Origin of the sequence: Paenibacillus sp. P32E (assembly GCF_001909085.1) — a bacterium.
GTDB lineage: Bacteria > Bacillota > Bacilli > Paenibacillales > Paenibacillaceae > Paenibacillus_AQ > Paenibacillus_AQ helianthi.
The window spans coordinates 91,003-103,974 of sequence record NZ_LVYY01000015.1 but is presented as its reverse complement, the minus strand read 5'-3'; the positions used below and the strand labels follow the sequence as shown (position 1 = coordinate 103,974).

13 protein-coding genes are annotated in these 12,972 nt (G+C 47.1%); 8 read left to right on the top strand and 5 right to left on the bottom strand.

Going from position 1 to position 12,972, the window contains the following annotated elements; all coding sequences use genetic code 11:
* Positions 1 to 25: 25 nt before the first annotated feature.
* Both A3848_RS16270 and A3848_RS16265 read right to left on the bottom strand, forming a co-directional pair.
* Positions 26 to 184, bottom strand: coding sequence for an asparagine synthase (locus tag A3848_RS16270; protein WP_074085962.1), 159 nt, complete (start codon positions 182 to 184; stop codon positions 26 to 28).
* Positions 185 to 315: 131 nt separating this feature from the next.
* Complete coding sequence (locus A3848_RS16265; RefSeq protein WP_074085961.1) at positions 316 to 1,272, bottom strand: ArsR/SmtB family transcription factor; 957 nt, start codon at positions 1,270 to 1,272, stop codon at positions 316 to 318.
* Positions 1,273 to 1,739: 467 nt separating this feature from the next.
* Here A3848_RS16265 and A3848_RS16260 point away from each other — a divergent pair, with 467 nt between their 5' ends.
* From A3848_RS16260 to A3848_RS33435, 6 genes are all read left to right on the top strand, one after another.
* On the top strand, positions 1,740 to 2,984 hold the full coding sequence (locus A3848_RS16260; protein ID WP_256702413.1) for an extracellular solute-binding protein: 1,245 nt from the start codon (positions 1,740 to 1,742) through the stop codon (positions 2,982 to 2,984).
* Positions 2,985 to 3,064: 80 nt separating this feature from the next.
* Positions 3,065 to 3,943, top strand: a complete 879-nt coding sequence (locus tag A3848_RS16255) for a carbohydrate ABC transporter permease (RefSeq protein ID WP_074085960.1) — start codon at positions 3,065 to 3,067, stop codon at positions 3,941 to 3,943.
* Positions 3,944 to 3,997: 54 nt separating this feature from the next.
* Positions 3,998 to 4,909, top strand: a complete 912-nt coding sequence (locus A3848_RS16250; protein WP_074085959.1) for a carbohydrate ABC transporter permease — start codon at positions 3,998 to 4,000, stop codon at positions 4,907 to 4,909.
* A gap of 32 nt (positions 4,910 to 4,941) precedes the next feature.
* Positions 4,942 to 6,420, top strand: a complete 1,479-nt coding sequence (locus A3848_RS16245; RefSeq protein ID WP_074085958.1) for an alpha-N-arabinofuranosidase — start codon at positions 4,942 to 4,944, stop codon at positions 6,418 to 6,420.
* A gap of 25 nt (positions 6,421 to 6,445) precedes the next feature.
* Complete coding sequence (locus A3848_RS16240) at positions 6,446 to 7,408, top strand: glycoside hydrolase family 43 protein (RefSeq protein ID WP_074085957.1); 963 nt, start codon at positions 6,446 to 6,448, stop codon at positions 7,406 to 7,408.
* A gap of 354 nt (positions 7,409 to 7,762) precedes the next feature.
* Positions 7,763 to 7,984 carry a GyrI-like domain-containing protein gene (locus A3848_RS33435; RefSeq protein ID WP_371916094.1) on the top strand — a complete coding sequence of 74 codons (222 nt, stop codon included), beginning with the start codon at positions 7,763 to 7,765 and terminating at the stop codon, positions 7,982 to 7,984.
* Between the two features lie 196 nt (positions 7,985 to 8,180).
* Here the strand turns inward: A3848_RS33435 and A3848_RS16230 are convergent, their stop codons facing one another.
* Positions 8,181 to 8,438, bottom strand: a complete 258-nt coding sequence (locus A3848_RS16230; protein ID WP_178382017.1) for a helix-turn-helix domain-containing protein — start codon at positions 8,436 to 8,438, stop codon at positions 8,181 to 8,183.
* A 221-nt stretch (positions 8,439 to 8,659) separates the two neighbouring features.
* Between A3848_RS16230 and A3848_RS16225 the strand changes: the two genes are divergently transcribed.
* Both A3848_RS16225 and A3848_RS16220 read left to right on the top strand, forming a co-directional pair.
* Positions 8,660 to 9,460, top strand: a complete 801-nt coding sequence (locus A3848_RS16225; RefSeq protein WP_143192415.1) for a DNA-binding protein — start codon at positions 8,660 to 8,662, stop codon at positions 9,458 to 9,460.
* 250 nt (positions 9,461 to 9,710) lie between these two features.
* Positions 9,711 to 11,090 (top strand): FAD-binding oxidoreductase, encoded by a 1,380-nt coding sequence (locus tag A3848_RS16220; protein WP_074085956.1) that lies wholly within the window; start codon positions 9,711 to 9,713, stop codon positions 11,088 to 11,090.
* A 190-nt stretch (positions 11,091 to 11,280) separates the two neighbouring features.
* Here the strand turns inward: A3848_RS16220 and A3848_RS16215 are convergent, their stop codons facing one another.
* Both A3848_RS16215 and A3848_RS16210 read right to left on the bottom strand, forming a co-directional pair.
* The gene (locus tag A3848_RS16215; RefSeq protein WP_074085955.1) at positions 11,281 to 12,045 is read right to left on the bottom strand and encodes an SDR family oxidoreductase; all 765 of its coding nucleotides are present in this window, start codon (positions 12,043 to 12,045) and stop codon (positions 11,281 to 11,283) included.
* A gap of 295 nt (positions 12,046 to 12,340) precedes the next feature.
* Positions 12,341 to 12,811 (bottom strand): pyridoxamine 5'-phosphate oxidase family protein, encoded by a 471-nt coding sequence (locus tag A3848_RS16210; protein ID WP_074085954.1) that lies wholly within the window; start codon positions 12,809 to 12,811, stop codon positions 12,341 to 12,343.
* Positions 12,812 to 12,972: the final 161 nt, after the last annotated feature.

Here is a 12,972-nt window from a genome sequence, read left to right as displayed (position 1 = left end):
ACAGGGCCGGCATCTTTCAATCTTGTTAGCGGTGCTCGAACAGATCAATGGCTCCCAGCACGATGTGGGCTATGCCAAAACCAAGAATACCTGTAGCGGCAATCTTATATCTGCTGCCAAGAAAAGCTGCGCTTGAAGCGGTGACTACAGTTCCGAGAACGGTGGGAATCATACCTTCACGCATTCGAAACACTCCCTCTTTAGCTGGATTGAAAGACCTAGTTAGTGTGGGTTAAAGGGAGGACATTTATACGGTGGAGAAGGTCACCATCTCTTCCATCAGTTCCAGGCAGCCTCCCCGGAAAGTTCATCAACCTAGTCTGCGAGGGGAGGTGTAAGCCGGGAAGCAGCCTCTTCAACCTCATGTACATTGTAGAGCACACGGGCCATCAGATCCTGGCTATAGTTGCCGAAATGCTTGCCATAAATCGTCAATCCGCGTTTGTTGACCGGTTTGTCGGTGACGGCAATACGGAAGGTCAGCTCGCTTTTGTAATCCAGCTTGATATCATCCAGTGTAATATCTGAGATACGGCAGCCGTCGATAAAGCTTCCTTCATTGTTGATGCGGATAAGCTTCAGCATTCCGTACTGGTTAAGGTGAGGAGGCCACCAGTCTGGATTGAAGGTGCCGCGGGCATCGCCGAAGTCGCCGGGACTCGTCCAATAGCCGATTTCGATACCATTTACATAAAAATATAAATCCGAGGGATAATTGTCGTTGAACCCAGGTGCCTCCGAACCAATCTCCATGGAGAACTGAATTTCGCGGAAGGTCTGGTTCGCTTTCAGATAATTCGGAATCCGGTATTCAAGAAATCCTTCTGCCATCCAGATAATCTCGGATTCAATCCGCTGGGGATCGGCAAAATAGCGCGGTTCGTCAAAGTCTCCAATGATACTGTCTTTCGTGGCAAGCCCGCAGGTAGGGACCGCCTGATAATTGCTGTAATGCCCAACCTGGATTTCGACCTCGTACAAATTGTCGGTCTCCTTGCTTCGCAAATCTACCATTAGTTTGTCTTTATTCAAATAGCACACCTTTTGGATACCATGCTTGCCGACAGAAGTATTGATCTCAATCAGCCCACTATCCTCAAGCTTCTTGATATGCATCGTGATGGCACCATTGCTGAGATTCAGCTTCTTGGCGATTTCATTGAGGTTAAGGGCTTGATTCGTAGCAAGCAGCTCCAGAATCTGAATCCGGATCTCGGAGCTGAGAGCCTTGAAGATATCAATCCCGCTCATTAGATCTTTAATATAAATCATGATTACTGTACCTTCTTCCGCAGACGTCATTATCAAAACTGTTTTATAAAATTATAAACTAATTAACCTGAAAAGGGAAGTATTCTCCAGTTATTTGTCTATAAATTTAAAAATTAAGTTTGTTTCAAACTAATTTGTACCTTATATTCATAAATTACTAAAGATAATTCCGTAAAAATGGGGTGTGAAGGGAATTTGTATCATAAAAAAGCTATGTTTTGCATTTTGTTTTGAATACATATGAATAGGTTTAGACAAATTTGTTTACAAGGTACCTCTTGTATGTTATTTTATAACTGTAAGCGAATACATTCAAATGTTTTTTAATTATTTAATGAAGATGTGAAAGAAGAAGCGGCTGCCAGCCACATCAAAAAGGCACAGCCTGCGAAGAGGGAAGAGTTAATTGTTTGCAAAAACATTTTTGTAGATGATTCACTTAAATTATTTCATTAGGAGGAGAAAGTGTGAAGAAAAAATGGGGGCTTTCAGTATTAATGCTTGTTCTAATGTTATCAACAGTATTGGCGGGGTGCGGAAAAGATAATTCAAAGACAATTACGTTCTGGACGCCACTGACTGGTGACGACGGTGCCTATATGGATCAACTTGTAAAGGATTACAATGCCACCAATCCTGAGATTAAAGTGAAACATGTAATCACCTCCGATATGTACACCAAGCTGTCCACGGTACTTAACTCCGGCAAAGGTGTTCCGGACTTAACCATTATTCATGCGGACCGTGTTCCCGGCTATGTCAAGCAGGGTGTACTTGAGCCTATGACAGCCGTAACCGCTGCACAGCCTGAGATCAAACAGGAAAATTATCTGCCGCAAGCATGGTCGACAGGCACAATTGACGGTACTCAATATACAGTTCCTCTTGATATCCACAGTAACGTGATGTACTACAACAAGGATCTGCTTAAGAAATATGGTGCTGAGTCGTTCCTTGATGATAATGTGGTAACCATTGATGAAATGCTTTCCCTGAAAGGAAAGCTGGCTGAAGGCGACTACGTTGTTAACGATGCACTGCTGGGCTGGGTTATTCTGGCACAGGTTCAGAACCTGGGTGGAGATATTCAGGAGAACGGCAAACCAGCCGTTAACACTCCGGTAATGAAGCAGGCCTTTGAAGATGTGAAAAAAATCAACGATGCGGGACTGATGACCCCTTTTGGTGAAGACGGATACCTGATGTTCCAATCAGGCAACGTATTGTTCTCCACAGACGGTACCTGGAGTTCTACTGCACATGCAAAGGTAGAAGGCTTGAATTTTGGAGTAACGAATGTATATTCGCCAACACCCGATAAGTTCACCAACAGATCGTCCTCCCACTTGTTCACAATGATGAAGAATAAAGACAGATCCGAAGAAAAAGTAGCGGGCATCGGCAAATTCCTGGAATTTATCCGCGAGAATTCAATCGAGTGGGCTAAAGCAGGACAGATCGTAGCCAGTAAGCAAGTCAATGAAAGCCCTGAATTCAAGAACTATATGCAGTCCTTCTTCACTTCCAGTGAAAAAGAAATTAAATCCCTGTACATTTACACCTATGAATACTATCCGTACATTGCAGAAGCTGTAGATACGTATTGCGGGGACATTGTACGCGGTAATGTAGACATCGATGAAACCCTGCAGACCATGCAGAAATTTGTTGAAGACAAAATCGCCGAAGGAACTAGCGGAGCAGCAAAATAACAGAATAGCGGAAATGATAGCATGAAGCAATGGACCGTAATCCGGAACATTGCTTCATGTCAAAGGAGAAATGAATGCCTATGAAAAAGAAACTGAATCTCGCGCCTGCCTTCTTTGTCGGTCCACATGTTATCCTGTTTGTTGTTTTTATTTTGCTGCCGACATTCTACGGGATTTATGCTTCGTTCACCAAATGGAATTTGATGAACGAGCCGGTCTGGGTGGGGCTGGATAACTATAGAACTATTCTTTTTGACAGCAAATCGACCTTCCATACGCAATTTAATAACGGCCTTAAGAACACGTTTATATTCGTCCTGCTGAGTGTTCCGCTGTTAATCATTATTCCATTGCTTGTTGCGGTGGCGCTTGAACACAAAAAAGTCAAAGGGAAAAGCCTGATCCAATCAATTATTTACGTTCCAGGCTTAATCTCCATATCTGCAGGGGCGCTGATCTGGCTGCTGCTCTTCAACAAGCAACTGGGGATGGCCGGCAATGTCTTTGGTTCGAATGTTTCCTGGCCGGCGCACCAGCCTTATGCCTGGATCCTCGTTATTATCATCACGATCTGGGGTGGGGTCGGCGGCAACATGATTATTTACCGTGCCTCTATCAGCGGTGTATCGCAGGATTTGTATGAATCGGCAGAGATGGACGGAGCCGGAACGATACGACGATTTACGAGTATTACGCTACCTTCGATCCGTTTCCCGCTGATTTACACCTTTGTTATGACAACTGCCGGGGCTTTCAACGTATTCGGGCAGCCTTTGATGATGACTGACGGAGGACCACGCCAAAGTACACATGTACTCATGATGTATATCCGCCAACTGGCATTCGGTAATGGGGAGTCCATTGCGGGTATGGCTTCGGCTATGGCTGTATTGCTTGGATTGGTTATCCTGGCCATCTCGGCTCTGCAATATTATGTAATGAACCGGAATGCGGCTTAATTTACGATATGGCAAGGAACCCAAAGTGGAATTTAAAAAGGCAGGTGTACCCGTATGTCCAATCAGATGACGCAGCAATACGATAAACGTCCCCGCGTCAAAGAACAGGCAGTGAAAGGAAAAGCCTCGGGGATCAGCATCTCGAAATATGTATCTTACTTGTTTTTGATCGTGCTTTGTATTATTTGGATTATTCCGGTTATTTTTGGTATCACGACTTCCTTCCGGTCACAGTCTGAGGTAGTCTCTTCCGGATTCAGATTGTTCCCTAAAAAGTGGATTCTTGAAAACTATACCGCAATTCTGGATAATACCTCAACCGCTCCTATACTGCGTTGGCTGATGAACTCGTTATTCATTGCAACGATGCATACTCTTTTTGTGGTTGTAGTTATTTCCATTACCGGTTATGGCTACTCACGGATGAAATTTAAAGGCAGAGATACACTCTTTTTCACTTTGTTAGGCATCTCTTTTTTCCCTGGCGTGGTGAATCTGATCCCTTCCTACAAAATTATTGACGCGTTAGGCTGGGTCAACACCTCGTGGGCGATGATTATCCCGGGACTGGCAGGCATGGGTAATATCTTTCTGGTCAGACAGTTTATGAACGGAATTCCCAAGGACCTTGATGAATCCGCTCACGTCGACGGGGCAGGACATTTCCGGATTTATTTCTCGATTATTATGCCTCTAGTCAAACCTGTATTGATCGTATGTGCCTTGTTCTCCTTCACCGGATCATGGAATGACTTTTTGTGGCCTGTAATCGTGTTTACGGATGTGGATAAAATGCCGGTTACTGCAGGGCTGTTATTGCTTCAGGACATTTATGGAAATTACCGTATGATCGGGCAGTTGATGGGCTCAGCGGTCTTGGCGATTATTCCAACCTTGCTGTTGTTCATGTTCGCACAGAAATACTTTGTCCAATCGATCAATCTGAATTCAGGTATTAAGGGTTAAGTAAATAGAGAACGGGTAAGGAGAGAGAAACAATGACTGTGAAGATGAGAATTCTATCAGATCTGCCCAAAAGTACAATCAATAAAAATATCTACGGGCACTTTGCCGAACATCTCGGCAGATGTATCTATGAAGGGATTTGGGTGGGTGAAGATTCTCCCATTCCCAATACGGATGGTATCCGCAATGATGTCATAGCTGCGCTGCGCAAGCTGGATATTCCCGTGCTTCGCTGGCCGGGCGGCTGCTTCGCCGATGAGTATCACTGGAAGGACGGCATCGGCCTTCCCGAAACGCGCAAGCGGATGATCAACACCCACTGGGGCGGCGTAGTCGAGAACAACCATTTTGGCACGCATGAATTCTTCCGGCTCTGCGAGCTGCTGGAATGTGAACCGTATATTTGCGGCAATGTCGGCAGCGGCACTGTTCAGGAAATGTCTGAATGGGTGGAGTATATGACCTTTGACGGCGAATCTCCAATGGCAGGACTGCGGGCCGGGAATGGGCGGGAACAACCGTGGGCACTGAAATATTTTGGCGTCGGGAATGAGAACTGGGGCTGCGGAGGCAACATGCGTCCGGAATATTATGCCGACCTGTATCGCCAATACCAGACTTATGCGCGAAATTATGGGGACAACAAGCTCTACAAAATCGCCGGAGGCGCTAACGTGGACGACTATAACTGGACGGAAGTGCTGATGCGCGAAGCCGGACGGTTTATGGATGGTCTGAGCCTGCATTCTTATACAATTCCGGGAAGTTGGGAAGAGAAGCGTTATGCACTCGGCTTCGATCAAGGCGAATGGTTCGAAACAATGAAGAAATCCCTCCATATGGACGAGCTGATTACCCGGCATTCAGCGATCATGGACAAATATGATCCGGAGCAGCGGGTAGGATTGATTATAGATGAATGGGGAACCTGGTTCCTCAGTGAACCGGGAACGAATCCCGGGTTCTTGTACCAGCAGAATACACTGCGTGACGGGCTCGTGGCCGGGATTCACCTGAATATTTTCCAGAATCACAGTAAACGGGTGCAAATGGCGAACATTGCACAAATGGTCAACGTATTGCAGGCGCTGATCTTAACCGAAGGCGATAAAATGCTGCTTACGCCTACTTATCACGTCTTTGAGATGTACAAGGTGCATCAGGATAACGAGCTGCTTGAGGTGGCTTTTGAGAATCCGGTGTACAGCATGGGCGGAGAGTCTCTGCCTCAGGTAAGCGTGTCTGCTTCCCGGGATGCCACCGGCAAGATTTACATTTCGCTCTGCAACATCAGCCATGCGGACAGTGCCAGCCTAAGCATTGAGATGATCGGCACTATGGCAGGAAGCGTATCGGGCCAGATTCTGACCCATTCTGACCTGAATGCCCACAATACCTTTGAGGCGCCGGAAACCGTGGGGACGGCTCCTTTTTCGGAGGCTGCACTGAAGGACGGAGTGCTGGACTGCCAGTTGCCTCCGGCATCGGTTGTTGTCCTTACCCTGGAGTAAAAGAACGATATAAAGGAGAAACATTATGAGCAGGAATAGAGAATACAGCAATCCGCTTGTGGAGCAGCGTGCGGATCCTTGGGTCTATAAGCATACGGATGGTTATTATTACTTCACGGCTTCGGTGCCGGAATACGACCGGATTGAAGTACGGCGGGCCAAAACCATTGAAGGCCTCCGGGATGCCGTACCTGCTGTGGCCTGGCGCAAATATGAGACCGGGCCGCTCAGTGCCAACATCTGGGCTCCCGAGATCCATTATATTCAAGGCAAGTGGTACATTTACTTCGCGGCTGCCCGGACTACGGAGACCAAGGAAGGGCTGTTCGATCACCGTATGTACGCACTGGAGAACGAATCCGCGAATCCGCTGGAGGGACACTGGGTGGAGAAGGGCCAGGTGAAGACAGCCTGGGAGTCGTTCGCTCTGGACGCAACAACCTTCCAGCACAAGGGAGTGCTCTACTATGTATGGGCACAGAAGGACCCGGATATTCCGGGGAATTCCAACCTGTACATTTCAGAGATGGAGAATTCGTGGACACTGAAAGGCCCGCAGACCATGATATCCAAACCGGAGCATCAATGGGAAATTATCGGATTCAGTGTCAACGAAGGTGCGGCCGTACTGAAACGGGGCGGCAAAATCTTCATGAGCTTCTCGGCCAGCGCCACGGACCATAATTACTGCATGGGGCTGCTGACAGCTGACGAAGACAGCGATCTGCTGGATGCCGCTTCCTGGAACAAACACCCTGAGCCTGTATTCCAGACCAGTGAAGTGAACGGACAATATGGTCCAGGTCACAATAGCTTCACGGTTAACGAAAATGGGGAAGATGTGCTGATCTACCATGCGCGTAATTACAAGGAGATCACCGGAGACCCGCTCTATGATCCGAACCGCCATACCCGCGCCCAGGTGCTGGAGTGGAATGAAGACGGCACGCCGAATTTCGGAGTGCCGGTGAAGGATGGCGGGAAGTAAGGAAGCAGATGTAGGTATCATAACATTGGTATATGAATAGCTATTCGACAAAGTGAAAAAAGTGTCCTGCCAGCCCTAATTAGGGTTGCGGGGCACTTTTTGCTGTTAAAAGAAAATATACGATTAGACTAAAAAATAAAATGAAGTCCTTAGGGTCTAATAAATTTGGATATGAAAACAGCATTTTCTGAAGTTCCTCAATTCCGTAAAAAATGCGATGATGATGGTAGCGTTGATCTTATGAACGACTTACTAGGACGCTTTGGTGACACCATGTTACACGCGGCCTTATATGATCACGCTGGAGAGTCCTTCAAGTACATGATTTGTTAACATTTACCTAAGGGACTCGAAATTCAGGAGAGATTTACAAAGCTTTCTGTCCCGGCATTAACATGGGCGATTTTCCCGGAGCCGCAATGTGATTTACCAAAACTCTGGGAACGTATATACTCCGAGTGGTTTCCGACTTCTGAATACGAACAGGTTGAAGGCCCGAATTTCGAAATGTATTATGGAATGGCACGGCATGGGAATGGTACGGGCGAAATTTGGATACCAGTGAAGGAAAAGTAACGCTCTGACTCGAGTGAAACGTAGGTATTGCAATAAAGAAGATGATAGTTGAGCATACCCAGATTAAAAAAAGGGCCATCCGGCGATGGATGGCCCTTAAACTTGACGTTACAGACCGTCTCACAAGCATAGCCAAAGCCGTCATTACAAGAGCGGAACACAGGCCACCAGCCTTGTGTCCCGCTCTTATTCACGTTCACTCATTCTTTTGCGCCTTCTCATACTCCACCTCGATCAGCTTGAAAAAGTCGGCCGGCTTGATTTTTAGTCCATTGCAGAGGTCAAAAATTTTTGTGACGGAAGGTTCGTTTCTGCCAACCTCAATCATGGAAATATAGGATCGGTCGACATTGCATTCATGCGCTAGATCTTCTTGGCTTAAGCCTTGTTTGATACGTATCGCTTTCACGGTTTTACCGATAATTTGCTTAATGATATTGGACGGATCGCTCAAGGAAATTTACCCCTTTTAAGTACATTATCAATCTGATATAATGACCACAACAGATAAAGTATTCAACAAAAAGTAAAATATATACAATTTATGAAGTTGTTTATGAAAGCCCTATAGCACACTCTCAATCCTCCCAAGTTACTCAACCTGCAAATATATCTCACAAATAACGTACCCTCAAAAAGCAAAAATATTCTTTTAGCCCAAAGGAGGCTCTACCCGTGCGCCTATCCTTCCTGAAATCAATCAATCCGGATGTTATTGTGGAGATGTTAGAGATGGCTTGCCGCCTGGAGAAGTGGAACAAGGTGATTGAGACGGCAGAGATTTTGCATGAATGCGTGCAGTGCTTGTACCAAGAGCAGCAGTATCGGAAGGCTAAGTCCTTGCCGCTGCTGACATTCGAGCTGGAGCATCCAATGGTCTATTACTACGGGTTCAGTCATCTGATGCGGGGAATGGCTTGCCAGGAGAAGGGACAGTATGCAGAATCACAGGCGTACATTGATAAGTATGCCGAGCTGGGATGGCTGGAGGATCTGGGTGAGGATGGGCTGGAGGTTGTAGAGGAATACCGATTCCTGGCTGAGGCGAACGGGTATGCGCTGGAGCTGCTGTCTGGTCGTGTGGAGGTGCTGGCTACCTATACTGACTTTTTACAGGAGAATCCTGAAGAAGTGCTACCGGGGCTGGATACAATTCTGCGGGCCGCGCTGCGGCATGGACTGAATGTGGATGAGCTGCTGGTGACGTTTGCGGAACAGACGGCTGAATTCGGTACATATGAGGATGAGGGCAATCTGGCACACTATTACCGCTTCAGCCATCATCTGGCGTTGTATCAGAAGCGGGCGGGAAGAACAGAGGAGGCACTGGAGCAGGTATTGCAAGCCTTAAGGCTTGCCCATCGGTCGGGGAATGATAGTTATTTTACAAGAAGTCTGGCGCTCTTCGAATCGCTGCGGGATTGGGCGGCGGCGGAGCAGGTGCTGGAGGTTCAGGAAATGATTAAGGAACGGTGACCCAAGGCGGTTCGCCGCTCCATTCATGAAAATGATGCCTTCACCTACAGTAATTTTACTAATCTCCGCAAGCTACAGTTAACAGCATTGTTTTCCTAATGGGAAGCCCTCTTTAAATACCTTAGTTCATAGTGGTTTGAACTATTTTACGTTTCAAACTGGGCGTTTACCGTTACTAGGATAGGTGTCCCTACATAGAAATAAGTTAATGAGAAAGGCTTATGTCATGAGCAGGGATGGTGTAAAGTAGATGGCACAAAAGTTGAAAAATAAAAGTACACGGTTAACCGGAAGGATCGTAATTCCGGGCAATCCGTCATACAATACTGCCAGAATGGAGTTCAATAGGCGCTTTTCTAAATTTCCAAGGGTCATTGTTTTTTGTCAACGAACTCAGGATGTGATCAACGCAGTCAAATGGGCTCGTGAGCGGGGCATACGGCTGCGAGTGCGTAGTGGACGGCATAGCTATGAAGGCTTCTCAGCTGTAAATGGCGGTATTATTATCGATGTGAGCGAGATGAATAAGGTTAAGGTTGATCGGAAAAATAGAGTGGCCATTGTACAAACGGGAAATCCACTTGCCCGTGTGTACAAAAAACTGTGGAATAAGCGGGTGGCAATTCCGGCGGGGACTGCGCCCGACGTAGGCGTAGCTGGGCTTACCCTGGGAGGCGGCGTTGGACTACTTTCCCGCAAATATGGACTTACGTGCGATAACTTGAAACAAGTGAAGATGGTCGTAGCTTCGGGGCGATATGGGGCAAAGGCGATTGTGGCAAACAGAAGGAAACATTCCGATCTGTTATGGGCATCACGAGGCGGAGGGGGAGGGAACTTTGGTGTTGCTACAGAATATACATTTCGGGTTAGACCGATTTCGTCGGTTTCTATATACAGTATTACGTGGAAATGGAGTGATCTTGAGAAGGTGTTACCGGCTTGGCAACGCTGGGCCCCATCTGTCACGAACCGCTTAACCTCAACAATTGAGGTGGCTGCCAAACAGGTGGGAACCATTGTATCTACCGGGCAATTGCTTGGCGGTGCAGAGGAGCTGCGTCGATTGATTAGACCGCTCCTGCGAGCAGGCACTCCGGTGAAGGTGATGGTGAAGACAGTGCCTTTTATTGAAGCAACCAAATTTTTCGCCGAATCGGACCTGAATTTGGAACCAAAGTTTAAAATAACCGGGGCCTACGGGTTCCAACCTTTGCCGCCTGAAGGAGTACGAATTATACGCGACTTTTTAACTAAAGCACCCAACAGGCATTCTAGCGTGTGGAGCCAGAGCTTAGGTGGTGCAGGAAGCGCGGTGAGCCAGGTATCGCCTACTGAAACGGCCTATCCTCATCGGAAGGCTGAGACAATCTACGAACTGTCAGCCCGGTGGAGAAATAACAGGGAGCAGGAGCGGAATATTCAGTGGGTGAAAAGGTTCCGCAGAGCGTTGCGTCCCTTTGTTAAAGGAGATTATGTGAATTTTCCCGATTTGCAGATTAAGAACTGGCCCAAGGCGTATTATGGCGAGAACTTTGGCAGATTGAAGCAGGTGAAACGAAAGTACGATCCTCATAATGTGTTTCGTTTTGCTCAGAGTATTCCAGTGGGTAAACAGGTCAGAAAATGACAATACGCACACCAGATCGAATTAAAACAAGGAGCTGTCGACGGCAGTTCCTTTAGCAATTTCTAACCATACGATCAACTGGAATAGTCCAATGCAAACGAAGAAAACAACACGTTGTGTGGCATGCACTCGTGTTGCTTTCCGTGTTTTAATATTATATATGTTGTTGCTAGATAGGCTTGCCCGGCTTTTAAAGATGCGAACCGCCACTTGCGTCGATCAACTGACCGGTTACCCAGCGGCTGTCCGGAGAAGCGAGTAAGGCGGCGATATCCGCAACGTCTCCGGGTTCTCCCCAACGGTTGAAAACGGACAGGCCTGCCGCATATTTTTGTCCATCTGGATCGCTCAAAGTTCCTTCATTCATCTCGGTGTTGATGATGCCGGGTAGGATGGAGTTGACCGTAATATTTCTGCTCCCCAATTGCTTGGCCAGCAGCAGTGTAAAGGTATTGATCGCTCCTTTTGTCATGCTGTAAGTGAAGACACCTGGGGAAGCTACCCGCGTCACGAAGGAAGAAATGTTAATGATGCGCCCGCCGTCCTTCAACCGAGGCAAAGCTTGCTGCGTTACAAAAAACGGCGCTTTGACGTTAATCGTCATCACTTCGTCAAAAGTAGCTTCCGTCGTTTCTTCAAAAGTAAGAATTTGCCCGATTCCCGCGTTGTTGACCAAAATATCGAATCCGCTGTCGTCCCCGTGCTCTCGAATTGCTTCGTCCAGCGCCGTGATCAACTCACGAATGCCTTCAGGTGTGCTCAAATTGGCGCCAATCGCACGGGCGTTTCCTCCATTTTGGACGATTTGTTGCACGACCGCTTCTGCTTCATTGCGGCGTTGGCCGTAATGTACGGCGACAAAAGCGCCCTCCTGCGCAAGACGCAACGCGACGCTGCGCCCGATTCCCCGGCTGGCCCCCGTTACTAACGCTATTTTTCCTGTTAATTTGCTCATCAATTCTCAGCTCCTCATTCTCTGTTCCTCTACAGTTATAACATAGGAGTGCTGTTGAAATGTTGCTATCCTATTGCTTTGGATTAGCGGTAAGGTCCATTGCGATGGACCAATGCAAAGCCATAAGTACATTAACCCGAAGGCAGAAGTAGCTTTCACTTCGATAAAGCTTCCGCAATGAAGTCTTAATATTCATCAAATAGATGATATGGAGAACCCTACCATCAGTAACGGCGAAAAAAGGGAGTGTGCGGACACTCCCTTTGAGCTAATATTGTCTGTTATCCAATAATACTTAATTTGCCGTCTTATTGACAAAATCAATCTCATTTCTGATCCCTTTATGGGCGTCATTCCACAGGCCCTTTATCAGGCGAATGCGCAGCAGGCATGTGTTAGGGTCTTCGTCGTTATTGGCTTCGTTATACCACCCGGCGAATATTGTGCGCAGCTTTGTCATCATCTCCGCGTTTTTCTCGTCACATACCCAGCCCAGGTTTTCACCGATCCCATCGGCCGTAAAGTTTTCGACGATGATGCAAACGGCGACTTCGGGGTTTTGGGCGATCTGCTGCATCTTGCCTGAGGTCGCGTAAGTGACGGTGTAGAACGCGCCGTCCTCATAATAGGCGTCCACAATGCGGGCGGCGGGACGGCTTTTGCCATTGGCCCCCGGTTCAAGTGCTATGGTGGACAGAGTGATCAGGCCGTCCTTGTTACCCACTTGTTCTTCGAGCAGCTTCATGGCTTCGTCGTACTTGCTCATTATATTACCTCCTAAAATGTCGTAAGGCATACAATATTAAGCTTATCATTGTAAAATCTTAGTTCATGTGAAGAATAATACGAAAAAATATTAAATCGCTATCATAATCCTCTGCCCGACTTAGGGTGGAATTGCCGCGAATGATATCCCCTTAGGCAGTG